At 45.4% G+C, this 24891-nt stretch carries 17 protein-coding genes and 2 pseudogenes; 12 read left to right on the forward strand and 7 right to left on the reverse strand.

What is annotated here, in order from left to right:
• Positions 1-62: 62 nt before the first annotated feature.
• The 5 genes and pseudogenes from E7747_RS08590 to E7747_RS08610 all read right to left on the reverse strand — a co-directional run bounded on the left by E7747_RS08590 (position 63) and on the right by E7747_RS08610 (position 11194).
• Positions 63-593: a DUF4982 domain-containing protein gene (locus tag E7747_RS08590; RefSeq protein ID WP_136415416.1), complete on the reverse strand. Its 531-nt coding sequence runs from the start codon at positions 591-593 to the stop codon at positions 63-65.
• 20 nt (positions 594-613) lie between these two features.
• The gene (locus E7747_RS08595) at positions 614-1840 is read right to left on the reverse strand and encodes a transposase (RefSeq protein ID WP_136415269.1); all 1227 of its coding nucleotides are present in this window, start codon (positions 1838-1840) and stop codon (positions 614-616) included.
• 240 nt (positions 1841-2080) lie between these two features.
• Positions 2081-4099, reverse strand: a pseudogene (locus tag E7747_RS08600) (glycoside hydrolase family 2 TIM barrel-domain containing protein); the annotation flags it as partial.
• A 65-nt stretch (positions 4100-4164) separates the two neighbouring features.
• Positions 4165-7041, reverse strand: a complete 2877-nt coding sequence (locus E7747_RS08605) for a TIM-barrel domain-containing protein (protein ID WP_136415421.1) — start codon at positions 7039-7041, stop codon at positions 4165-4167.
• A gap of 139 nt (positions 7042-7180) precedes the next feature.
• Entirely contained in the window at positions 7181-11194 is a 4014-nt protein-coding gene (locus tag E7747_RS08610) for a hybrid sensor histidine kinase/response regulator transcription factor (protein ID WP_168185289.1), read from the reverse strand.
• Positions 11195-11720: 526 nt separating this feature from the next.
• Between E7747_RS08610 and E7747_RS17490 the strand changes: the two are divergent.
• The 6 genes and pseudogenes from E7747_RS17490 to E7747_RS08630 form a co-directional block, all read left to right on the forward strand.
• Positions 11721-11863, forward strand: a pseudogene (locus E7747_RS17490) (carboxypeptidase-like regulatory domain-containing protein); the annotation flags it as partial.
• Between the two features lie 13 nt (positions 11864-11876).
• Positions 11877-12020, forward strand: coding sequence for a hypothetical protein (locus tag E7747_RS16570; RefSeq protein WP_168185291.1), 144 nt, complete (start codon positions 11877-11879; stop codon positions 12018-12020).
• 100 nt (positions 12021-12120) lie between these two features.
• On the forward strand, positions 12121-13227 hold the full coding sequence (locus E7747_RS08615; protein WP_136415425.1) for a hypothetical protein: 1107 nt from the start codon (positions 12121-12123) through the stop codon (positions 13225-13227).
• A complete protein-coding gene (locus tag E7747_RS08620; RefSeq protein ID WP_136415427.1) occupies positions 13202-14710 on the forward strand; it encodes a hypothetical protein in 1509 nt (502 codons plus the stop codon). Before E7747_RS08615 ends, E7747_RS08620 begins: the two co-directional genes overlap by 26 nt.
• A 17-nt stretch (positions 14711-14727) precedes the next feature.
• Positions 14728-16485, forward strand: coding sequence for a cellulase family glycosylhydrolase (locus E7747_RS08625; protein WP_168185292.1), 1758 nt, complete (start codon positions 14728-14730; stop codon positions 16483-16485).
• Positions 16486-16629: 144 nt separating this feature from the next.
• Complete coding sequence (locus tag E7747_RS08630) at positions 16630-17103, forward strand: DUF5106 domain-containing protein (protein WP_136415431.1); 474 nt, start codon at positions 16630-16632, stop codon at positions 17101-17103.
• A 39-nt stretch (positions 17104-17142) separates the two neighbouring features.
• Here E7747_RS08630 and E7747_RS08635 read toward each other — a convergent pair whose 3' ends face one another.
• Positions 17143-17682, reverse strand: a complete 540-nt coding sequence (locus E7747_RS08635) for an HD domain-containing protein (RefSeq protein ID WP_136415433.1) — start codon at positions 17680-17682, stop codon at positions 17143-17145.
• A 15-nt stretch (positions 17683-17697) separates the two neighbouring features.
• Positions 17698-18720 (reverse strand): branched-chain amino acid aminotransferase, encoded by a 1023-nt coding sequence (locus tag E7747_RS08640; protein WP_136415435.1) that lies wholly within the window; start codon positions 18718-18720, stop codon positions 17698-17700.
• A 689-nt stretch (positions 18721-19409) separates the two neighbouring features.
• Here E7747_RS08640 and E7747_RS08645 point away from each other — a divergent pair.
• The 6 genes from E7747_RS08645 (at position 19410) to E7747_RS08670 (ending at position 24696) form a co-directional block, all read left to right on the forward strand.
• Positions 19410-19787, forward strand: coding sequence for a hypothetical protein (locus E7747_RS08645; RefSeq protein WP_136415437.1), 378 nt, complete (start codon positions 19410-19412; stop codon positions 19785-19787).
• Positions 19788-19870: 83 nt separating this feature from the next.
• Entirely contained in the window at positions 19871-20896 is a 1026-nt protein-coding gene (locus E7747_RS08650; RefSeq protein ID WP_168185293.1) for a caspase family protein, read from the forward strand.
• Positions 20897-21166: 270 nt separating this feature from the next.
• Complete coding sequence (locus tag E7747_RS08655) at positions 21167-21727, forward strand: hypothetical protein (RefSeq protein ID WP_136415441.1); 561 nt, start codon at positions 21167-21169, stop codon at positions 21725-21727.
• 20 nt (positions 21728-21747) lie between these two features.
• Entirely contained in the window at positions 21748-22509 is a 762-nt protein-coding gene (locus E7747_RS08660) for a hypothetical protein (RefSeq protein WP_136415443.1), read from the forward strand.
• 33 nt (positions 22510-22542) lie between these two features.
• Positions 22543-23346: a hypothetical protein gene (locus E7747_RS08665; RefSeq protein WP_136415445.1), complete on the forward strand. Its 804-nt coding sequence runs from the start codon at positions 22543-22545 to the stop codon at positions 23344-23346.
• A 258-nt stretch (positions 23347-23604) separates the two neighbouring features.
• Positions 23605-24696 carry a transposase gene (locus tag E7747_RS08670; RefSeq protein ID WP_136415447.1) on the forward strand — a complete coding sequence of 364 codons (1092 nt, stop codon included), beginning with the start codon at positions 23605-23607 and terminating at the stop codon, positions 24694-24696.
• Positions 24697-24891 lie beyond the last annotated feature (195 nt).

Here is a 24891-nt window from a genome sequence, read left to right on the forward strand (position 1 = left end):
AAAAGGTAGCGGATAGGTTTCATCTCGTTAATATAATTGTTGCTATGGTTGTTTATGTGGTGTTAAAAGGAGTTGATTACGGTTGTGTAGGGCAATAGTCCGGGGGATGTCGCGCGGACTGTGGCCGGACCTTGAGTGTTGTCGTTGCGTACAATCAGCATCGCTTTTCCGTAGAAAGCTTTACGCTTGTTATCCTTGAACCGTTCGAGCGATATCGGAGAACCGTTATCCACACCTTCGTTGCGTCCTGAGCCTGTGACATCGAATGTGACAAGATTATCAGCCCAAGGACACAGGTTGCCGTCTTTGTCAAGAATTTCGACGAGTACGTAGCTGAGGTCGTTGCCGTCAGCCTTGATTGAACTGCGGTCAGGAGTCAGACGTATGCGGTAAGGTTCGCCGGCAGTCCTGATTTCATCTGTCGCTACAATGCGTCCGTCCTTTCGGCTTACGGCTTTCACAGTTCCGGGTGTGAAGTCTACACGCCATGATGCGTGATATTTGCCCGGTTCAGGCTTGCGCACACCCTGAGACTCTCCATTGACAAACAGTTCTATTTCATCGGCATTGTTGTAACAATGATTCGGTAAAATTTGAGGTTGTTCAGCCTAGGCTAAGCCGCTAACTGAGCCAACCGATGATTTATTTTCTGAATTATTTTGAGATGCGGAGATTTTCCGCAAGTCGAAATAATTGTTGAGGCGAGATAAGATTCAAACATAAGCCGTTTGAACTGTGCTAACGAAAGATCCGGATAATCCTTCCTTATGACCTCCTTGCAGACATTGAGTGCAGTGAAGGAAAGATTGAATGCGAAGTCAAGCCGGTCTTTGTCGCGTGTCTGTTGCGACTGGAGTCCTGTAAACTGTTTGGCATCGCGTATGCCGAACTCAATCTGAAAGCGGGTGCGGTAGAAACCGATGATCTTTTCAGGCCTCATGTCGGTATCGGTAGAGAAGTAAAGAAGAGGCTCTGCGTTTTCAACCGGACAGACCACGATACGGATGTCGCGTCTCAATGCCCTCGAATGTACGACCGCCGTGTGACATCGGTTTTTGTTTCCTTTGGAATCCTCATATATGAATGAAGTGAACACGGACATGTCAAGGTTGGAGAAATCCACTTTCTCTCCATACTTTTTCTTTCTGCCGCGTCTTCGCGGGGCGGAGGAATCCGGTATGGCCAGATACCTCAGATATGAGTTGGCACGTAATCTCCCGACAAATCGAAATCCCATGCCAATCACTTCATTTACAAACTCATATTTGGAGAAAAAGGCATCGGCAACCAGAATATCCGTCAGTGAGAGCAGCTCTGTCGCCTTTGACCTGACAAGTGCCACATACCAGTCAAGCATTGACATTTGTTTCTCGGATTCAAGAGTCCTGAAGTTCGGTGACTGGACAGCACCGAGCATCACGCATGTATGTTTACTCAGACTTATTGCCCCGATCGCCATTATCTCCAGACCGCGTTTGACACGTTGTGCCACCCCAGACCAGAAACGGCCTATGCCATACGTCAGTCTGCCTGCTTTTGAAATGAACGACGGATCGATTGCCACTGCCATGTCATCGGCCGGCCCAAAACAATCCTGCGCCATACCTATGTTGACTTTCATCCAGTCTACGGATGTCTTGAAATTGGAGGCAAAGGTCTTGGCTGTACGACCGCCATAGCGCGACAGCCGGGTAAAATTGACTTTGCCCGGAATCAACGCTACAGTGCGTATTGTTAAAATCAGCCAGTTGAGGAACCTTTTGCTCATCTTGGTTGTAGTATTTTCAAATACCGACTTACACCGAAAGGTGAAGTCTTTGAGAATCGCCAATACGTTCATGGTATAAGTGTTTTATAATGAACGCTTTGGCGATTCATTTGTATTTGACAATTCGACATATTAACTTAAGTTTCAACTACTTCGGTAATTTTTACCGAATCATTGTAAAATCAATAGTTCGGTAAAATTTGCATATTCAATTGGATATCAATAAGATACAACAACAATTCAATATCAATGCAAACTATTGTGTATCAGTGCGATACAGCTATGCCTGCTCAAAAATTACCGAACTGTTGTGTAATATGCCCACATGTCAATTTCCTGACCCTCTTCCCAGTTCCAGTGTGGGAAAAGATGGAGCACATTTTTGTCGGGTCTCCACTGAGACTGATACATATAATATATGTCCTTAGGAATCCCGGCGAGGTCGACTATGCCGAAATAAGAGCTGCGGGCAGGCCAGCCGAAAGGTGTCGGTTCGCCAAGATAGTCGAACCCGGTCCAGATGAACTGGCCTGAAATAAAGTCTTTTTCGTTGACATGTCGCAGCGTCCCTTCGTGAGAATTTCCCCACGGGACATGGCAATTATCATAGGAGGAGCAGGAGAATGAAGGATCTTCAAAAGGAATGTCCCAGCGCTTGGGCCAGATGAAAAGACTGTCGGACGGCATGCGGTAGTAACCGCGTGTCATAAGTCCCGAAACGCTTTCCGTGATGATGAACGGTTTGTCGGGAAACCATCCGGGAACGGAGTCGAACCAGTTGTCGTGGTAATTGTAGCCGATGATGTCGAGAGCGCCGGAGCGGAAAAGGTGGTTGCCGGGATCAGGCTCATTGCATCCGGCCGTGACCGGTCTTGATGGATCAAGTTCTCTCACCATGTCGGCGAGTTTTTTGGTGAGGAGTGAATTTACGCTCATGCTGTCGCTTTCGGATGCGAGCATTTCCTTGCCGTGGCCGAAATTGAGTATCAGATTGGCCTGTTCGAGAGATAGAGTGTCGGCTTTGGCATCGCTCCATTGTTCGAGCACTTCGTTTCCGATGCTCCACATGATGACCGAAGGATGGTTTCGGTCGCGGCGCACAAGGTCGCTCAGGTCTTTTTCGTGCCATTCGGGGAAATAGCGTGAATAGTCGTGAGAAGTCTTTTTCTTACGCCACATGTCGAAAGTCTCGTCCATGACAAGTATGCCCATACGGTCGCAGAGGTCGAGGACTTCGGGAGCGGGAGGATTGTGTGACGCACGATAGGCGTTAGCACCCATTTCCTTAAGAATTTCGAGCTGGCGCTCTATGCCACGTGTATTGACTGCCGCTCCGAGCGCCCCGAGATCGTGGTGCATACAGACCCCGTTGATTTTCATCGGTTTTCCGTTGAGCGCAAAACCTGTCTTCGGATCGAAACTGAAATATCTTAGTCCTGTAGTGGTCTGATAGGTGTCAAGAAGCTGACCGGTTTTGACATCGCTGACAAATGTCATCAGAGTATAGAGATAAGGGTCTTCTGTGCTCCATAGATGAGGCGATTTGATGTTGATGACAGATTTGATTTCGGCATCGCGATGCTTCTTGTCAAGTCTGACGGTCTGAGTCGGACTTTTGCCGATCATTTTGCCAGTCTCGTCAATCAGCGAGGTATAGACGCTGACAGTCGCTGAGTTTTTTGACTTGCTTACAATTTCAGTGGAGATGTCGATTTGTGCATCATTGTCGGTTACTGTCGGGGTTGTGACATGCTGTCCCCAGAGCGGAATATGGATATCGCTCAATGTGCGCAGCCATACGTTGCGATAGATGCCGCATCCGCTATACCAACGTGAATTGGGCTGCTCGGCATTGTCGACACGCACGGCAATCACATTTTCGCCGTCCTGATTAAGCCACGGTGTGATGTCGTAGCTGAACGAGGCATAGCCGTATGGCCTTGTGCCGAGTTCATGTCCATTGATGAAAACGGTCGAGTTCATGTATGCGCCGTCAAAATCGATAAAGATGTTTTTGCCGCGTTGTTCAGGCGTGAGTGTGAATGTCTTGCGATACCATCCGATTCCGCCGGGTAGAGCGCCACCGCCTGTGCCTGACGGGTTATCTTTGCTGAAGTCGCCCTCGATAGCCCAGTCATGGGGGAGTGAAAGGCTGCGCCATGATGAATCGTCAAATTCCGGTTTTGCCATTTCAGGAGAGTCGGCGAGTGTGAAGCGCCATCCGTCATTAAAGCTGAGCGAGCGAGAATCGGCTGCGGCAGCTGAAAAAATGGCCGCCCCGCCAATCCAGACGAGGCAGGCCATTAAAATCAAATTTACCTTAGATAACATGACCTATTGTGAGTCAGTGACTAAAAAATGGTATGAGGTTAGATATTGGTTTGAAAAAAGTGCGATTAGAGTTTAACAGTTTTCGCAGTTCCGTTATAGGCCACTTCCACACCTTTGTTTTCACGTCCATAACCGACCGGATGGTCTTTTGAAACCTTGATAATGTTGAATCGACGGTTACGGAGCATACCGGGATACTGACCTGCGCGTTCCCCGATTGTCAGAGTCTGCTTTTCGTCATTCCACTTGAACGGTATGACTGCGTAATTGCCTTTTTCATAGTTGTAGTTGACGTTTTCATCTTCATAGAGGACGAATTCACCGTTTTCTCCGGCATAGACATACAGATTGATTATGTCGGCCGGTTTTTCATCGCTCCACTGCATAGCCGGGCCGAAAGGAATGATCGAGCCGGAGCGCACGTAGAGAGGGATGCGTTCGTAGGGTGCTGCTACGCTAAGGCGCTGGCCTCCGTTGATTTCCTTGCCGGTATAGAAGTCATACCAGTCAGAACCTGCCGGGAAATATACTTCGCGCGAAGTAGCACCATAGTTGTAGACCGGGGCTACGAGGAAGGCCGGACCAAACATGTATTGGTCTCCGATGGAGCGCGTAGCCTTGTCGGCTGTGAAATCCATGACCATCGGGCGCATGATAGTGTAGTCATTAAAGTGGGTCATTCCTGCGAGTGAATATAGATAGGGCATCATGTCATAACGCAGGTTGATGTAGTAGACCACAGACTTATAGGCCGGATGATTCTCAGGGGCGATGTTGAAGATCTCGCGGTAAGGCCATTGTCCGTGTGCGCGGAACATCGGTGCGAACGCTCCGAACTGATACCAGCGTGTGTTGAGTTCGCGCCATTCCTTCATGTCAGGAGTTTCTTTTCCTGTCTTGAGATATTCTTTTGCGGCTGCTACGTAACGGTCCTCGACACAGAATCCGCCGATGTCCATACTCCACCAAGGAATTCCGGATGCCGCGAAATTAAGACCGGCTGAAATCTGGGCTTTCATGTCTTCCCAGCGGGTAGCTATGTCGCCGCTCCATGTCGCTGTCGAGTAGCGCTGCTGTCCTGCAAAACCAGAGCGGGTAAGGAGGAAAACACGGTCGTCGTTAGTTTCGCGCTGTCCGTCGTAGATGGCTTCGGCGTTCATGAGACCGTAAGCGTTGAAATATTTTGTTGACGGCCCAAGTGCGGTCGGGGTTATGAGGTCTTTGCGATACTGAAGGTCGGTGCAGTCACGGATGTTTGGCTCTGAAGCGTCCATCCACCATGCGTCGATTCCTAAGGGAACATAATGGTCTTTCATCTGATTCCAGAACAGTTTGCGTGCGTCGGGGTCGTAGGCATCATAAAATGAGCTGAGATAGCCCGGGCCAACCCAGTCCTTGATGCTGTCCTGAACAGGGAGTTTATACATCCACCCGTTCTTGTCGAATTCCTTGTAGTGTTCGGTTGTCACGTAGAATTTCGGCCATACGGAAATCATCACGTGTCCGTGCATGTCGTGAATAGAATCTACCATACCTTTCGGATCTGGGAAACGGTCACGGTCAAACTCGTGGCTTCCCCATGAATCCTGCTTCCAGTGTAGCCAGTCGATGACAATATTATCAATCGGGATGTTGCGTTTGCGGAATTCAGCGAGAGTGGAGAGCACCTCTTCCTGCGTGTTGTATTTTTCACGGCTTTGCCAGTAGCCCATCACCCATTTGGCCATGATGGGAGCTTTGCCGGTGAGGGTACGGTAGCCGCTTATAACGTCGTCCATGTCCTCTCCATATATAAAGTAGTAGTCAATCTGGTCTTGCATTTCACCCCACCAGCTCATGTCGAGCTGTTTTTTGTCGTCGACAGGAGAATAGACACGCAGACCGCAATAGGCAACAGCGCCATTTGGTTTCCATTCGATTTTCAGAGGCACGCGTTTGTCTTTTTCAAGATTGACGGAAAATTTATAGGAATTGGGATTCCATGCCGTGCGCCAGCGTTCAGGCACGACTTCTTTGCCGTCGACAAAGACAGATATGTAGCCTGAATAATAGAGTATGAATTTGAATTCACCGCTTTCCGACGGCTCGATTTCACCTTCATAGGTCACGTGTGATCCATAGTAGTTGAAATCCTGAGGTAGATTTACCACATGTTTCAGTTCCTTTCGGATGAGGTGTTCGAAATAGATGGAGTCTTCACGCTGCACAATGGTCTGCTCTTCCACTTTAGCAGGCACATAAGTGCCTGTAAGCGCACCTCCCTTACCGTCTTTGTCATAGAGCTTGAACACCTGTCCGAGCTGTTTATAGGGGGCAGGATTGCCAAAACGGCAGAGCGAATAGCTGTCCCAAAGGATGCCATAGTTGTCGGTGGAGACGACAAACGGAACAGAAACTTTCGTATTGTACTGGAAAAGTTCTTCGTTCAATCCTTTATAGTTGAACTCGTCGCTCTGATGCTGTCCGAGGCCATAGATGCCTTCTTCGTCGTTGAGCGATTCAAAAACCTGACGGACGGTGTAGCCTTTTGTCCCTTCGACCTCGATTGGAGAGAATGAGCGGCCGCCTTCGGCTTCCGAAACGATCAGCTTGCCGTTTCTGTCATAAAATTTAACATCGCCGGTTGAAAGTGACACTGTGGCTGTAACCGCAGAAGTGATGACAGAGAGGGTCGAGTCAGTTTCCGAGACAGTATATTCTGTGTTCTCTTTTTGCGGTACGGTTACAAGGCTGTTGTCGGGTGCGAATTTTTTATCAGGGGTTGCCGAGACACGGATAATCTTGTCATCCATGACCTGCAGACGAACTTTTCTGACTGAATTTTCACCTGTCGGTGTGACGTTGACGGTTATTCCATGCTCCGATTTCTCATATTTTCCCGGATTACAGGCCATAGACATGACTCCGGCGAGAATCGAGGCTGATAAAACTTTTAGTTTCATAGGCTGGGAGTAGGTAGATGTTTTAAGGTGATGAGGGTGTTTTCGAATGATGCAAAGATATGAATAACTCGTCTTTAAAAGCTGAAATTATGTTGACACCGCAGGCTGTAAATGATTTGCGGATGGTCGTAATGTTAATTTATACGGAATAATTTGTTGCTTTGCTTTCCTGATTTTGGTAAACAGATGGCAAAACGCCAAATTCTTCCTTGAAATATTTGCTGAAATATTTCGGGTTGTTATATCCTAACTGGAACGCGATTTCCGATACGTTCAGCTGGCTTTCACGCAACATCTGTGCACCTCGTTTGAGTCGTATAAGCCTGATGAATTCTATCGGAGTCTTTCCGGTTGTCGCTTTTAGCTTTTTGTAGAGGTGTACGCGGCTCATTCCAAGATGGGCGCTGAGTTCTTCGACGGAAAGGTCAGTGCGTTTGATGTTAGTAACGACATATTTGACAGCTTTCTCTACCATTTTTTCATCAAGAGGTGTTATCTTGATTGTATCAGGCTCAGGATTGATGAGTGACTGCCCGTTTTTGCGTGTGAGATTGACCAGCTTTTTCATTTTAATGAGCAGCAGGTCAGTGTTGAATGGTTTTGTGATATAGTCGTCAGCTCCGATTGTCAGACCTTCGAATTTGGAATCCATGTCATGTTTGGCCGTAAGGATGATTACAGGTATGGAGTTTAAGGAACTGTCGGCTTTGATACGTCGGCAAAGTTCCATCCCATCAACTCCCGGCATCATCAGATCAGTGAGGATGATAGCCGGACGTATGGACGAAAGAAGTTTCAAGGCTGATTCACCGTCGTTTGATGTAATGACATGGAATTCGGAACTAAGGCCGTCGCGCAGAAATTCAATCATGTCGTGGCTGTCGTCGACAATCAGGGCTGTCGGCTTCTCGGTAGAGTCAATGAATGTGGTTGGAGATTCTACAGGCGTTTCTTCGATATTTGAATCAGTGTCGGTGATTTCTTCGGGTGAACTTACGGTCTCTGCTATTGCCGGAACCACATTTGATGCTGTCTGGGGTTTGATTATCGGTAGTTCGATGGTGAATATACTGCCTCCTCCGGGATTGTCGCAGACAGAGATTGAGCCTTCATGGAGTTTGACATATTCGCTTACCATGCTCAGCCCTATGCCGTTGCCGGTCATTGAACTGTCGGCCGGAGTGATGTTTGTCTGGAAGAAGCGTTCGAATATATGCTCCTTGTCGTCATCGCTGATGCCTGTTCCGGTGTCTGACACGCGTATGGCGATTGCCGACGAGTGTGTTGTCAGGCTCACTGTCACAGTCCCTCCTTCGGGAGTGAATTTGAATGCGTTTGACAGCAGGTTCATGATGGCTTTATTGAGCTTGTCTTCATCAAACATCATGTTGAGTTCCTGGCGGTCGGAATTGAATTTGAGGCTTATGTTCTTTCGTTCGGACATCCCGGCAAACGCATGGCAGACGTTTCGGACAAAACCGACAATTTCCCCTTCCGACAGGTGAAGCGTCAGACCTGCCACCTCATTTTTCCTGAAATCAAGCAGCTGGTTGACGAGATTAAGCAGTCTCATGGCGTTGTTGCGCATGAGATTGAGTCTGCGGCGCTGCACTTCGTCGGTGGTTTCCTTTATCATGTTTTCAAGAGGGGAGACAATCAGAGTCAGCGGTGTACGTAGCTCATGGCTTACGTTTGTGTAGAATTTAAATTTCAACTGGTTGATTTCCTCCTGTTTCTGCATGGCATCCTGTTTGCGTTTCTCGTTGAAACGACGGCGCTCGCGCTGACGGATGACTCGATATGTAAGGTAGATGCACAGGATACCCAATGCTATGTAGATTGCTTTTGCCCAGCCCGTAAGCCAGAACGGCGGATGGACCACTATGGCCATCTCGGCAGTCTTGGCGCTTTCGTAACCATCGCTGTTGACAGCTTTGACCAGAAGGCGGTAGTTGCCCGGCGCAAGGTTTGTAAAACCTGCATGGTTAGAGCCCGGAGGGGTTGCAAGCCACTCTTTGTCGAGACCTTCAAGCATATAATAGAAGGTTGTCTTTTCCGGATGCACATAGCTGTCGGTTGCAAAATAGACTGTAAACGATGAGTGCTCAGGCCATAAATCAAGCTGACCTTCGTGATTTGGAGAAGACTCCAGCAGGACGTGTCCTTTGATTTTCTCACCGATACGAACATCTTTAGCTCCGGCATATATGTCGGAAAACATTACATTCGGGAGATTGCGGTTATGTGGAATCTTGTCAGGGTAGTAGCCGTTTATGCCATACAGACCTCCCACAAGCATCTCGCCTGACGGAAGCATGGCAAACGATCGCTGGTTAAAGTCGCATTCCGGGAGTCCGTCGCTCGCATCGTAGCGGTGGAAAGTGTAGCTGAAGTCTCCGTTCTTATCGTCGAACTTTACGGAGAAGCTGATAAGATTGCCACCTTCGGCCACCCATACATTGCCGTTTTTATCCTCTTGGATGCCGAGAATCAGAGTTGAGTTCGAGTTTCGGCGGTCAAGTTTCACTGTGACAAGTCTGTCGCGCTGCGGGTCATAGACTTTCAGTCCGCGTGATGTGGCAATCCATACAAGTCCCCGGGAGTCAATTGACATATCGCTGATATTCACGCCGTCGAGCGGTTTTATTGACGAGAATTCACCTGAAGAAGCTTTGAATAATGTCACGCCGAGGGATGTGCCTATATAGTAGGTGTCTTTATTGTCTTTTTCGATTGAGACTACGTAGTCCGAACATAATCCTGAATTTTTAGAATTGTATCCGTTGACCTTAAGCGTCGACGGATCGAAAACGAAAATGCCTGCTCCGAGTGTGCCGACGATGATTTTGTCGCCGTCTCCCTTGGCGAGCGCCCAGCAATAAGAGTTGTCAAGGGCGGAATTTGTGACAATGGTTTCTATTTTCCCATTTCTATAGCGTTTAAGGCTACGGTTAAATGAGCCGATATAAAGAGTGCCGTCGGGAAATTCGAGCAGTGACGTGACAGCTTCCTGCAGCTGCCCGTTGCCGACTTTAATTGTGTTACGTTGGCCTGTCGCTGGATTCCATCTGATAAGTCCTGCCGCGTCTGTGCCTACCCACACATTCTGACCGTCACTTGAAGGAAGTATACAGTTTACATCATTGAATGGATAGAGATTGAACTTGCGGGTACTTTGATGATGGTAGTAAAGTCCTTTTTTGTAAGTCCCTATCCAGACGATGCCGCTGTTGTCCTCATAGATTGATGTGACGGTATTTATGTCTTCCTGCGAAGGTTCAGAAGTAATTTTTTTGAAACTTATGCCATCGTTTGATTTGACTATCTGTTCAAGTCCCTGATGGTCCCGTCCTATCCACAGATTGCCTGAACGATCCTGCTCAAGAATTTTTACAAACCGCCTGTGATCCATCGGAGGGAGCATGTCGTTGAGCCATTTTCCGTCGGTCATGTCATAAAGCCAGAGTCTTTCATTGCTGAAAATCCATCCGAGCCTGTCACGGTCATAGACAAAGGTGAATACATAGGTGTTTCCTTTGCCAAGTTCGTCTGCAATGAAAGAGTCCGAACGGACTACCTTAAGGTCTACAGGGTCGATGATTTTCAACACACCGTTGTTGTCGAGTGTAACTATTCCGTCCGGTGTACTTTCTATATCGGTAAGCTGGACAGTCTTAAGGCTGTCGTCTTTGACCATCTCGGCATTCCTGAAATCCGGGCTTACGCGATACAGTCCCTGGCCTTGGATGTGTAGCCATATTGATTTTGTCGAGTCGATATACAGTAGCGCCGGGGTTCCGGTGATGCCGCTTGTCCTGAGAATGCCGGAGATTTCAGTGGTCATAATGTCAGTCGACGGGTCGTATACTGAATATTTCGACCCTGAAAAAATCCAAAGTCTGCCTTCAGAGTCTTCCTGAATTCCCTCGATGCTGTTATCGAAGGTGTCTTTATTCTCGGCTGACTCAGGCTCGTAGTTTTTAAAGGTATAACCGTCGTATCTGTAGAGCCCTGATGAAGTCCCAATCCAAAGGAAGCCGTCAGAGTCTCTGAATATGGAATTTATTTTGTTGTTTGACAGATGATTGATTGTATTAAGATGGTTAAGATAAAGACCTTCCGCCGACATAACGAGCGAAATTATAACCATCATGATAAAGGATGAGAATCGCATGGCGTTAACATTTAAGGTGGTTTGTATAGTACAAAGTAAAGCATTGTCCGTTGATTGTGCAACAATTTATCTTTTTATCTTGTGATTAACAAATGAAATTTTGATGTATAGCTTTGATTATTAGCGTGTAAATATTTAGATTGAAAACAATTAAATCTTCTAAATGAAACAAAACCGCCCCTCGTCGGCTATTTTTACGACATATATATTACGCGAGAAGTTAGAGCTTGATTCGAAACAAATATTTACATTTGCTCACTTTTATTTCGATTGTGGTCATTCAGAACCAGATCTAAGCTGCGAACTGTTTCGGTCGTCCATCCGGCCTTCTTACCTTCCGTGAAAAAAATAACACTCACACATCAGAATCATCAGGAAATCTATCAACCAAATACTAAAACCTAAAAACTAAATCTATCTATCAATGGGAAAGAATCTAATGGAACGATGCACACGTTTGCGTCTATTCCGCACGGCGTTGTTTGCCCTTCTCCTCATCACGGGAATGGCGACAGTTTCCGCTGCCCCGCTGACTGTATCGGGTACAGTCACACAAGCCTCCGACGGAGAGCCGCTGATAGGCTAAGCGTACTAATCAAGGGCACGTCACAGGGTACGATGACCGATATAGACGGCAATTATACCCTTAAGCGAAAATGTCATGAGTATTGTCAACGAGACCGGTTCGACCTTTAATTTCTATGGTATCAGCGCCCTCGTAGCGACTATACAGTTTGAAGGTTTCGCATCGTCAACCGATATTGCTGACGTTGTAGTTAATGTCACTTCTCTTACCATTGAATAATCTGTGTTCCAAGGGCTGAAATACAGCCGGTGTGAGGCTTAGTCCTCACACCGGCGGAACGCCCGGTTCGCGGTTCAAAAAAACACAATAAAAAACAGTAATGAAGACTAAGATATTTTTAATGATGTCGCTGTTCATGGGGTTGACTTTTTCCTCATGTAACGACGATGATGAATATTTCATCAATGAAACCCCGGTTATCACAGAGGATTCCGTGGTTACAGGTTCTGCCGATCCGACAGCTACCACCCTTACGCTACACGGAACGGTCGACGGCCTTCAGAACATGTCGGCCTCGGCATATACCGTCGGCTTCAACTACGGTTATTCGGCTGATGCTCTTACAGAGTCTGTCAGCGGTTCGCTTGCCGATGGTGTCATCACTGCTGAAATAACAGGTCTCACCGATAATACGACTGTCTATTATCAGGCGTTTGTGACTCTACAGCGCAAAGTGACATTCTATGGTGAAGTGAAAAGCATGATTACCACCGACACAAAAGTGACGACAGTTGCTGCTTCCGAGCTTTCCCACTCCAAGGTTACGTTTGGCGGTAGTGTCAGCGGCGCTCCGGCAAATGCTACTTACGGTATGGTTATTTCTCCAAGTTCTGAAACCGAGGATGTACGTGCCGGTCTGATTGTTCCCGCTGAGGTCAATGGATCGGATTTTACAGTTACCTATGCAGGTCTCGTTCCTTCTACCACTTATTATTATGCAGCCTACGCCGATCTTGGCAGCGGTATAGTCTATGGTGATGTCCAGCCTTTCACCACTTCATCATATGCCGTTGACATCGACAATGACCTTGTTGATCTCGGCCTCTCGGTGAAATGGGCTAAGTTTAACGTCGGCGCTACTGCTGAAAATGAGTTCGGCGGACGTTTCGGTTATGGTGATGTCTCAGGAGTGAGCAATTCAATCAACCCTGCCGACTACGCTTCGGCTGATATCTACAAGACTGCTTCTGACGTTGCCAATCGTGCGTGGAGTGGGGCAGTGACTCTTCCGACCGCAGCTGATTTTGAAGAATTGTTTGCTCGTTGCTCAAAGGAATGGGCTGAGGTCGACGGTGTGGGCGGTTATAAGCTTACCGGCCCTAATGGAAATTCGATTTTCCTCCCGGCAGCAGGCTCACGCACCATAAATACCGTTTCGGAGGATGGCGTAACTGGTATATATGCAACACTCGATAAATCCGTCTGACAGCCGGTTTGCAGTGTCTTTCCGTTTTGATGCAGCGGGCTCAAGCCGCACTTCGCCCCCTGTTTATGAAGCTCTTTCAGTGCGTCCGGTTTCTACTGCCCGCAATGCTGTTTTCAACAAGGAGCTTCTTTGCAAAACATGGGAAATCGACTATAACGACGGTAAAAGTTCTGTGTTCAACGGTCCTGTATGGTTCTATGGCACTGACGATTCATGGCGCACGGTGTCAAACAGCGAGCCTATCGTAGGCGATTCATGGCTGTGGGATGCCGACGCGTCCAATACTTGGGCTTTCGGTGATTGCACAGGCTACATGACTTTCACTGCCGACGGAAAAGTGATTGTGAAAAATCAGAACGGTGATGAGGTGACAGGTTCTTATACTATTGATGAAGCCAATAAGACCATTACTGCAGATGTCGATCTCCTCGCTCCAGATAATTTCGTGTCTCCTATGGTTGAAAACCGCAAGACATCAATCAAGATTCTTGCGCTTGACAACGATAAGCTTCAGCTTGGTTACTTCCGCGATTCAGAACCTGCCACACTATCGGTCAATATGATTCCGCAGGTCAAGAAATATGGTTTCCCTGTCAATCTTCTCTGTGTGGGTGCTGACTGGAACGGTACTTGGGGCTCGGAAATCGGTAATTTCATGGCCTCTGACCTTGACGGTGTTCACACATCGGTTTACTCCGGATCATGTAATGGCGCTATGGTCTTCACTATTGACGTTGTCGGTCTGCGCAAGGCTTTCCCGAACGCTATTATGTCAATCAAGGACATACGTTGCGACGGCAAGTCAATCAGATTTGATGCCAACAAATTCTTCTATGGTGACATTGAGGACAACGGTAATTTCCGTATAGAACTGTTCAGCATCTGGGGTAAAGGTTCCGATAACGGAATGGTTACTTCTCCTTTCAGTCCTATCGTGGGTGATAAGGATGATAATTTCAACTTTACATCGACGCTTGAATTTGACTATGTGATTGTCACAGAGCCTAAGTTTACACCGACATGGATTACGATTAATCCCGATTGGGGTGGTGACTGGAGCTATACTCAGGGTGAAAGCTTCAACATTGTTGTCAACGAGAATTCAAAGCTTGCGATTGAGCATCCCTCGTTTGACATTACTCTTGAAAATCCTGCGGTTGACTATTCGGCAGGTTCGATAATGACTTTCGCTCAGGTTGATAATCTCTATAAATATTTCCCGCAGACCCATGCTACTCTCGATGCTCTTTATCTTGACGGAAATCTTGTGACGGGCTATGATGCTTCCAAGATAATAGATGCACAGGATGGCGACAGTTACCGTCTTGAACTCTGGAATACTTATGGTGCTACGGCTAATGACTGTGCTTTTGGTAATCCGGTTGTAATAAGTGGCATGAATGCCATCACCGAACTTGGATTCTCGAAATCGATGCGTGCTCAGTTCACTTTCCACAGTCTGTTCTCGACAATTGAATGGTAAAATTTATCGGATTGAAAATGAAAATACTTAAATCTATTTTTGCATCAATGTTGCTGGTGTCGGTGTGCGGTTTCGCCACCACATCATGCAATGATGATGACGGCTATCCTAATAAGGTTGAATTTTTGTCAGGTGAGTTTGTAGTCAGCAAATCCGCTATGGCTCTTGCCGGCACTCAGCCACAGACGCTGACAATCAAATCGCCTGTCCGCCCTTCGGTCAGTTCAGATGCCGCTTGGATTCATGTCGGAGAGGTCGAACGCTCGGTGTCATCGTCAATCTACACTTGTGTGATATCATGTGACGAGAATTCTGCCTACGATGTCCGTACCGGCTCTCTGACCGTGACAGCCGGAAGCGAAAGCAAGACCGTGACTGTCACGCAATATGGTGCCGAGACCGTTGAAATTGTTTCTATAAGTTCCGAAGGTGGTGTGCTTGCGCCTAACGGCGGTACTTTTACCGTCAATTATGCAGCTACCGGCGAGGTGAATATCGAAGCTCCCCAATGGTTGACAATAGTCGGTTCGCGTTCGCTGAACGAATGCTCGGTTGAATTCAGATATTCGGCCAACAACGGCGAGGCTGGACGTTCTGGCGACATCGTTATTTCGCTTGTGTCAGACCCCGCGATTTCTCAGATTGTCACTGTTTCGCAGGAAAAGGCTGAAATTTCCACCGATATGAGCAGTTCTGCCATTGAGCTTGCCGCAAAGATGTATGCAGGCGTAAATATCGGCAACACTATGGAGCCACCGTCCGGCGAAGGTACATGGGGCACTCCCGTTGTCAATCAGGAATACATCCGCGGGTTGAAGTCTCTTGGCTTCAATGCTGTACGTGTTCCCTGTGCATGGGACAGCCATGTAAGCGATGCCGCAACAAACACGATTGACCCTGCATGGCTTGATCGTGTGAGCGAAGTTGTGGGCTACATCGTCGCTGAAGATATGTATGCCATCGTAAATATCCATTGGGACGGTGGTTGGCTTGAAACCTCCTGCGTCAATGGCTACGATGAGGCTGTCGATAAAAAGCAGCGTGACTATTGGACTCAGATAGCCAACAAGCTCAATGTCTATGACGAGCACCTTCTGTTTGCCGGAATGAACGAACCGGGTCAGCAGGATCAGGGCGCGGTAAACTCTTCTTCGATTAATGCGATAAAGGCTTATCAGCAGACGTTTGTCGACGCTGTGCGCGCGACTGGAGGAAACAACGCCAAGCGTTGCCTGATTCATCAGACACCTTATACAAATATAGATAAAGGTGTGTCATCCGAATATTCGCTTCCGTCAGATGCTGTCGAAGGCCGTTCGCTCGTTGAGGTGCATTTCTATGATCCGTCTGACTTTACCCTGATGGGTAAGGACGGTGAATGGGGTGCCGGTTCTAAGGTAAAGTTCTACTGGGGAGCTGCAAATCATATTGCAGGCTCTGACAGAAACTGCACATGGGGCGAGGAATCCTATGTTGATTCACAGTTCAAGAAAATGCAGGATGCCTACGTGTCAAAAGGTATTCCGGTGATTGTCGGTGAATATGCGGTTGAAATCCGTTCGACTACCGATTTCCCTGAACTTGATTCCGACAAATGGAAAGCCAGCCGTGCGTCATGGACAAAATATATCACGGAGTCGGCCAAGAACCACGGATGCGTTCCTTTCTATTGGGAGATAGGTGGCGATATTAACCGTAACAACGGTGCGGCCAAGAACTCATATCTCATTGATGCTTTGATGGAAGGCGCTAATGCCGGAAAATATCCCTTCTGAAAAGACTGATTCTTTCATATAAAATAACTCCGCCGGATGTGTTGTCACAACGGCGGAGTTATTTTATCATGGTAATGGATATCTTGCTAAACAAATGGATTGCGACATCCGTTTTAATTATATTACGCATCAACTATTTGTGATATGAGACATTGTATTTTTCTGCTTGCATTAGCTCCGGGCTTCTTGGGACTGGTTGGCTGTGGGAGTTCCGGGAAGGACAGCGCACAGTCACCGCTTGTTGAGGACAGTGTTGAAGAAGTCTTGACTTTGGTGCTGCCATCCATTCCGTCTACCATCTCGGAACCTGAGGACAAGGCAGGATTCATTGCCATTCATTTTTGGGATAATCTTGATTTCAGCGATGAAGAGAAGGTATCGGATGTCCGGTTTATGGAACAGAATTTCGTGGACTATCTATCCATTTTCCCTGCCGTCATGGCAGCTGACCGTCAGGCGGCCTTTGACGTGTTGATGAGTCGTTCGGCGGTCAATCCGTCTGCGAGAGCTATGATTGTTTCCTTTGGCGAGAAATATCTCAACCATCAGGATTCGCCTATGAAAAACAGCGAGTATTACACTGATTTCAGAAATTCCGTAAGGCGTCAGGCCAGATAACGGATGGTTTGCTTTCAGCCGCCTGTGTCGGCAACAGCATTACTCGAATTCCTCTTTCAGATTTAAGAATCTTTCAAAGCTGCCATGTGAAATGCGTTTCATTGAGGCGAGCACTTTTTCCATGGGCTTACGTTTCATATCGCCACTTTTCGAATAAAATTTATCTGCATAGCAGATGAGTCGTTCGAGCTGTGTGGCCGGCATAAAGTCGCCGTCGGGTGGAAGCGGAAGCCCCTGTGCGATGATCTCGTTTTTATCTATTCCTGCACCTGTGTGTCGTTCGGCCACGCGCGCGTCTCTTTCAGGCATTCCGTTTTCGCGCAGCAGGCGCGCACCGATGACTCCGTGGAGGATATATGGCTCTGACCCGTGACATTCTATCCCGGGTGCGTCGGTAAGGAAAATTCCTAAGTCGTGAAGCATTGCCGCCTCTTCTATTTCGTTTCTGTCGGTTTCCAAAGCCTTGCGGTCGGCAATCTCGATGGCGAGATTGGCCACTGACCGGCAATGGCGCATATAAATATCCCGCAGGGGTGAGCCTGCGGGATAGTATTTGTCAATGATGTCTTGGTAATTCATGCTTTGAGGCAGTGATTATTCAACGATGGTGTTCCATCCGTGGGTGTCCTCGATTTCTCCGAGGCGGATTCCATTGAGCGTTTCATAGAGCTTCGTGGTGATAGGCCCCGGCTCTCCGTTCTTGGAAATGATGTATTTTTCACCGGTGTCGAGGTCATGGATTTCACCGACTGGAGATGCGACGGCGGCAGTTCCGACAGCGGCAGCTTCATCGATTTCGCTGAGTTCGTCGACAGTGATGTGACGGCGCTCGACCTTTATTCCCATATCTTCTGCGAGTTGCATGAGACTCTTGTTGGTTATCGACGGCAGGATTGAGTTGGACGCCGGAGTGATGTAGACACCATCCTTGATAGCCATAAAGTTTGCCGGACCGCATTCGTCGAGATATTTTTTCTCTTTCGGATCGAGATAGAGCACAGCGGAGTAGCCAAGCTCATGGGCGTGTTCACCGGCGGTCAGCGAAGCTGCGTAGTTGCCTCCGACCTTCCACAAGCCTGTGCCGTTGGGGGCTACGCGGTCATACTGGCGCATGATGCAGATGTTGGTTGGCTTGAACCCGGTCTTGAAATACGGACCTACGGGTGTGACAAGTATCATGAACACATATTCGTTAGCGGGTTTCACACCGACCTGTGCTGAAATGCCGAGTTCGAGTGGGCGGATGTAGAGTGATGCGCCTGAACCGTAAGGAGGTACGAAACGTTCGTTGAGCTTGACAACCTTCAACACCATTTCCTTGAATTTTTCTTCAGGCAGCGGCTCCATGAGGATGCCTTTGGCCGATTCTTGGAGTCGGCGGGCGTTCTCTTCGAGACGGAATACACGGATCTTCCCGTCTTTGCCACGGAAAGCCTTCAGACCTTCGAAAATTTCCTGTCCATAGTGCAGACATGTGGCGGCGATGTGGAGATTGATTTCTTCGCTTTGCGACACTTCTATTTCACCCCACTTCCCGTCGCGGAAGTAGCAGCGCACGTTGTAATCTGTTGGGATGTAACCGAATGAAAGGTTCCCCCAGTCCAAATCGTTGTTCATCTTGTGGTGTATTTTGTATGTTTACTGCAAAATTACTACAAAATGTGAAATATTCTAAGTAAAACCATCGGAAATTTTTACAATTCGTAATGATGATATAATTGTTTAATAACTGATTTAAAAATTTGGCAAATAAAAAAATATGTTCTATTTTTGTTGATGAATCCACGCCGAAATGTTCTTTCATGAACTGAAGGGTGGTGGGTTTTACATAATTAGAAGGCGTTTACTATGACGCTTTGTTCTTGACTTTCAGAAATCTGGCAGTTTCTAATTTCGTCAAAAGACAAAGCAACGGTAGATGTCTACGGGTATGATTATATCTGCTTGTGTAGTATGAGAATACTATGTGAGCATTGATTTTCATATCGGCGTGGGCCTCTGACGTTGCTCGTCCTTGACGAAATGGGCAATGCCAGAGCCTCTGAAAGTGGGACGAGTGACAGGTACAGACTCCCACGTCTTTCATTTTATAACCAGTGCAGAATCTTGTGAGGGGAGGAGACAAGATTTATTTAAATTGGGAATATGTATATAAAATGGAAGAAAACACGTAGTTTATTACAGTTATGTGGGGTAATAATGATAGCTGCAATACTTTTTAGTGGGTGTAATAACAATGTAGAAATACTGGCTATTATGAAGCCGAATGGATGTTGACAGATTCATTTCCGTTAAACGATAGTCTGATGACTGTGCTGAAGGCTCCGGAGTCAGTAATGTGTTATATTTTAAAGCCTTCTGACGGTACGGATGTATTTATTAGGGATTCAGTTACTTCGATAAAGCTAAATCCCGGACAATTGACAGTATTACAATATTTACTATTGTTTGATAATCGTAATTATACATGTGATAGCATAATTGTCCAATCTCCTAATATCCCAGCTGTTGAATTTGAAATGTATAAGATTGGGTATGGATCATTGAGCGTTATAGTTTCTTTGTCTGATTTTTCTTGGAAAATAGAACGTGAAAGTGAAGAAATATGCTCCTATAACTACGTGGAGCATAAAGAAATGAGTCGGTTTTGTAACTATTTTATTGATAACGCTATAAAAAAATGAGTATGTATAGAATGTTTTATGTCAGCCTTCTTTGCCTGTTGTCATATATCAATCTTAATGGACAGACCGTACACTTTGTATCAATGTTTGATACGAAGGATACAAAGCTCGGCTCAGGAATGGCGTATGAATGTGCCATGATAAACAATGAGTTTCAGACGATTGCTGGATATCTGGAAGATTTCGGTTTCGATAGTGAGATATCGGAGTATACAGGAGATAATTGCGGGAAAACACAATTGCTCACTGCGATAAATGGATTAGAGATTGCACCTGAAGATGTCGTATTGTTTTATTATGGCGGGCATGGTGGCCGTCCGGTAAATAGTACGGACAGTTTTCCTCAGATGTGTCTCGGACATCAAAATCAAGAAAATTTTGTTCCGGCTACTTTGATTAGAAATATTATAGAAAGTAAAAATCCTCAACTGACAATTGTAATAACTGGATGTTGTAACAGTGAGAGTCGAGGGATAAGTATTAAAAGTGTAGTAGCCCAATCACAGGGATATACAAGTGAGGGGAGTATCGATAAATCAAGGTACAAAAATCTGTTTACGGATTTTAAGGGTGTGATACAGTTTACGAGTAGCCGGCCAGGAGAATATTCATTTGCTGGAAATACTGGGAGCTGGTTTGCAGCGAACCTGCTTAATGTAATAGACGATATTGGTCGTGGAAAGGTTGGTGCGGATTGGAAATCGTTATGTGAGGAAGTTGGAAGGCGTGTTAGTGAAGAGGAGATTATTTTCGAAGGACAGAAATATCGAATGCACCCATACGCAGAAATAAAAACAACTTCTATTTCCGGAGATGGAAATAATGATAAGAAGTCGCATGACGGTAGTGTAAGGAAACGAGTAAACGATGATGACTATAACCTGATTGCTGAGATTAACGCTCTTCTTGACAAATCAAAAAGTAGGGAGCAACGTTTATGTCTTATTCCTTCTATTTTAGAAAAGCATTTTAATTATGGTGCTAAAGTCATTACTTTAGGTCGTGACATGGCAACTGTTGTAGACTACGAAGATGCGGATGTTTTTTTGAAAAGAATAACGATGTCGCCATATATCTCACAGATTAATATAGTAACAACAGTTCGGTAATTTTTGAGCAGGCATAGCTGTATCGCACTGATACACAATAGTTTGCATCGATATTGAATTGTTGTTGTATCTTATTGATATTCAATTGAATATGCAAATTTTACCGAACTATTGTAGTAAAGCAGGAACAAGGAAAGAATTCTTTGATTACCGTCCATGAAGTTCGGACAAGATAATAACATTCAATTTGATAGACAATGGATAAAAGATTGGTAATTTTATGGTGGATAGTTGTATCTTTTATACTCTTTACACCTAATTTATCAGATATTGACAGAATCTGAAAAAGAGGCATTGCAGAGACGCGTTAAAGACAAAGTGGATGAATACCAGTTTTATTTAGGACAGCTTGCTGACAAACAATCAACAAGCTTGGAAGTTAAGAATAATGCGTTTAATCTGGCTATTAAACTGTTTATTGGAGAATGTAATGATTATCAGATTTTTAATACTGAAACTAATACTCCTCAGTTTAAAGCTGCTGTGAGAATGGAGACTTCAAGTAAGAACACGGTTCAAAAGAGGCGTAAGAGAATGAAACTTTATCTTGATAACTTGCGCCATAACAAAAGTTATACGCAGATTGAAATTACAGATGTGGATGTCGTAAGAGTTGATAATATCTATAAAGTGGGAAATCATTATGAATGTATGGCATATTTCTGTCAGAAATTTGTAGGCTATCGTGATGGCCGGGTTATATATTCAGATGTAACTACAAAAAAAGTATCAGTATACATAGAAGCTATTGAAATACCTATGCCTGACGGGTCTACACAAAAAATCTGGAATGCATTGTTAGGTGACATTTATGTAGTTTCAACAGAATAATACTACCTAAATATGTAATTATGCTACGTCTTATAACCTTCATAAGTCTGTTTCTTGTAGAATCAGTTGGTATTTATGCTGATGATTCATATATGACACGCGATTTTATCGCCCAAATAAAAAGTGTTGACGAATTTGTTCAGCGTTTTAATGGTAAAGAGTTACATCCTGATATTGTGACTGATTCAACAGATAATAATGAGTCAAACTTATGGTCGTTGTTTGATTATGGTATGCTTGGAAGTGATGGTGCGGAAAAAATGGATTTTGAGATGATAAAGGGGTTTATATCCACCGTGCTGTCAGATGGCATACAGATGAGGCTTAATTCGGAAAAAGTTGTTGCTATGGCTGAACTGTCAGCTACAGTTTTGGACTTTTCAGTTGATTTATCAATGTGTTTACAGCAACAGATGATTGATACCCAACGCATTCGCTGGGCTATCGTTGGTGTGGAGGGGCTATTTTCATCTGGTATATTTAATCTTGATGAATACAACGTGATAAGTCCTATTCAACACGAAATCAACTTTATGGCGTTAGAGGATATTTTTTCTCTTAATTCTCAAGATATTTTCGGCTATAGAGGTAATCAGAATAAATTGGATGAGTTGTCCGTGTTTTTAACATTGGCAAGAGTTGGAATGGTAAAGATAAAAGATATTGCTAAAGTTGTCATACATCGTAATGAAGTGCCAGGCTATTCATTTCGCATAGAAGAATGTGTTCGTAGAGGAAATAATAGTGGATGGTTGATAACAGGTTTAGAAAAACTCAACTAAATTCAAATGTTTAAATTAAAATAATAAGTAAAAATGAAAAAGATCTTATCTGAAATCACAATTGTCGTTGTGCTTATTGTAGTCGGTACTGTTCAAGGTTTTGCGCATCGTAATTTTTATAACCGAATAGAATTTGGAGCAGGAAATGCTTGGACATTTGTGCTAATGGAAGGCTTGTCAATGACACTGAACCAAATTACGGATAAACCGCTTTCAGAGGCTACTTTGCGTTTTGGCGTTCCAAGTTCTGAATTTGGTAATCTTAATTCTTACCAAGGTTTTGACGATTGGAATCGTGACCGATTTGTCGATATTTCAGAGGATGAGGAATACGGTGATGACGGGGCAATCAGTCTGCATGGTCGAAATTTATTTTCGAATATTATTGTTGGTGATAAAGCAGGTTATATAAGTGATAATCTCGGTTTTTGGAATTATTGTGTTTATGGAGCGGCTTATTACAACCTTACCCAATATAAAGTGATGGAAAATGAAGTGGATTATATTCCGGTTAATACTCAACGTGTTCAGCTTGGAGGCGGAGCGATGTTGATATTGGGGAGTATAGAGAGTAGTGGACGATTCATTATAGACGGTGGTCTGAGATATAATATTCCTGTTTATTTTGGAGGAAAGGATATGGAAGAGTCTGCCAGCGACATGTTAGGTAAGGGAATATCGAGTCATTATATGTTTAAATATAGTTATCAGAACTCTATTGCCGTTGGTTTTACTTTTGATGTAATGCACTATAATATATTTAAGGATAGTAGTTTGGTTGGTGATACGTCGAAGATGTTTGAATTTGGCATTACACTTTCATTATTATTCAGATAAGAGGGTATGAGACAAATATTAATTATCATGTGTTTGTGGATTGTCCCTTCGCTTTTGTGGGCAATTGGCACTCCGGAGTCTGTACGTAAATTTTATGGTGGTATGGTAGATTTGGAGAAAGCTTCTGATGTTAATATGGCGAATAGAATTCAACAATGATTCGGTAAAAATTACAGAAGTAGTTGAAACTTAAGTTAATATAACGAATTGTCAAATACAAATGAATCGCCAAAGCGTTCATTATAAAAAACTTAGCGTATGAACGTATTGGCGATTCTCAAAGACTTCACCTTTCGGTGTAAGTCGGTATTTGAAAATACTACAACCAAGATGAGCAAAAGGTTCCTCAACTGGCTGATTTTAACAATACGCACTGTAGCGTTGATTCCGGGCAAAGTCAATTTTACCCGGCTGTCGCGCTATGGCGGTCGTACAGCCAAGACCTTTGCCTCCAATTTCAAGACATCCGTAGACTGGATGAAAGTCAACATAGGTATGGCGCAGGATTGTTTTGGGCCGGCCGATGACATGGCAGTGGCAATCGATCCGTCGTTCATTTCAAAAGCAGGCAGACTGACGTATGGCATAGGCCGTTTCTGGTCAGGGGTGGCACAACGTGTCAAACGCGGTCTGGAGATAATGGCGATCGGGGCAATAAGTCTGAGTAAACATACATGCGTGATGCTCGGTGCTGTCCAGTCACCGAACTTCAGGACTCTTGAATCCGAGAAACAAATGTCAATGCTTGACTGGTATGTGGCACTTGTCAGGTCAAAGGCGACAGAGATGCTCTCACTGACGGATATTCTGGTTGCCGATGCCTTTTTCTCCAAATATGAGTTTGTAAATGAAGTGATTGGCATGGGATTTCGATTTGTCGGGAGATTACGTGCCAACTCATATCTGAGGTATCTGGCCATACCGGATTCCTCCGCCCCGCGAAGACGCGGCAGAAAGAAAAAGTATGGAGAGAAAGTGGATTTCTCCAACCTTGATATGTCCGTGTTCACTTCATTCATATATGAGGATTCCAAAGGAAACAAAAAACGATGTCACACGGCGGTCATACATTCGAGGGCATTGAAACGCGACATCCGTATCGTGGTATGTCCGGTTGAAAACGCAGAGCCTCTTCTTTACTTCTCTACCGACACCAACATGAGGCCTGAAAAGATCATCGGTTTCTACCGCACCCGCTTTCAGATTGAGTTCGGTATACGCGATGCCAAGCAGTTTACCGGACTTCAGTCACAGCAGACCCGGGACAGGGAGTGGCTTGACTTTGCGTTCAATCTTTCCTTCACTGCCCTCAATGTCTGCAAAGAGGTGATTATCCGGATCTTTCGGTAGCGCAGTTCAAACGGCTTATGTTTGAATCTTATCTCGCCTCAACAATTATTTCGACTTGCGGAAAATCTCCGCATCTCAAAATAATTCAGAAAATAAATCATCGGTTGGCTCAGTTAGCGGCTTAGCCAAGGCTGAACAACCTCAAATTTTACCGAATCATTGAATGACAAATGTAGTAAATAACAATGGCATAGG

The organism is Duncaniella dubosii, from assembly GCF_004803915.1.
Classification (GTDB): Bacteria; Bacteroidota; Bacteroidia; order Bacteroidales; family Muribaculaceae; genus Duncaniella; species Duncaniella dubosii.

Bases quoted from the DNA above. Each gene is read 5' to 3' on its own strand.
- E7747_RS08625 (WP_168185292.1), top strand. From the start codon at position 14,728: ATGAAAATACTTAAATCTATTTTTGCATCAATGTTGCTGGTGTCGGTG.
- E7747_RS08635 (WP_136415433.1), bottom strand. From the start codon at position 17,682: ATGAATTACCAAGACATCATTGACAAATACTATCCCGCAGGCTCACCC.
- E7747_RS08645 (WP_136415437.1), top strand. From the start codon at position 19,410: ATGACTGTGCTGAAGGCTCCGGAGTCAGTAATGTGTTATATTTTAAAG.
- E7747_RS08650 (WP_168185293.1), top strand. From the start codon at position 19,871: ATGTTTGATACGAAGGATACAAAGCTCGGCTCAGGAATGGCGTATGAA.
- E7747_RS08615 (WP_136415425.1), top strand. From the start codon at position 12,121: ATGAAGACTAAGATATTTTTAATGATGTCGCTGTTCATGGGGTTGACT.
- E7747_RS08605 (WP_136415421.1), bottom strand. From the start codon at position 7,041: ATGAAACTAAAAGTTTTATCAGCCTCGATTCTCGCCGGAGTCATGTCT.
- E7747_RS08630 (WP_136415431.1), top strand. From the start codon at position 16,630: ATGAGACATTGTATTTTTCTGCTTGCATTAGCTCCGGGCTTCTTGGGA.
- E7747_RS08610 (WP_168185289.1), bottom strand. From the start codon at position 11,194: ATGATGGTTATAATTTCGCTCGTTATGTCGGCGGAAGGTCTTTATCTT.
- E7747_RS16570 (WP_168185291.1), top strand. From the start codon at position 11,877: ATGAGTATTGTCAACGAGACCGGTTCGACCTTTAATTTCTATGGTATC.
- E7747_RS08595 (WP_136415269.1), bottom strand. From the start codon at position 1,840: ATGAACGTATTGGCGATTCTCAAAGACTTCACCTTTCGGTGTAAGTCG.
- E7747_RS08620 (WP_136415427.1), top strand. From the start codon at position 13,202: ATGCAACACTCGATAAATCCGTCTGACAGCCGGTTTGCAGTGTCTTTC.
- E7747_RS08640 (WP_136415435.1), bottom strand. From the start codon at position 18,720: ATGAACAACGATTTGGACTGGGGGAACCTTTCATTCGGTTACATCCCA.
- E7747_RS08665 (WP_136415445.1), top strand. From the start codon at position 22,543: ATGAAAAAGATCTTATCTGAAATCACAATTGTCGTTGTGCTTATTGTA.
- E7747_RS08660 (WP_136415443.1), top strand. From the start codon at position 21,748: ATGCTACGTCTTATAACCTTCATAAGTCTGTTTCTTGTAGAATCAGTT.
- E7747_RS08670 (WP_136415447.1), top strand. From the start codon at position 23,605: ATGAACGTATTGGCGATTCTCAAAGACTTCACCTTTCGGTGTAAGTCG.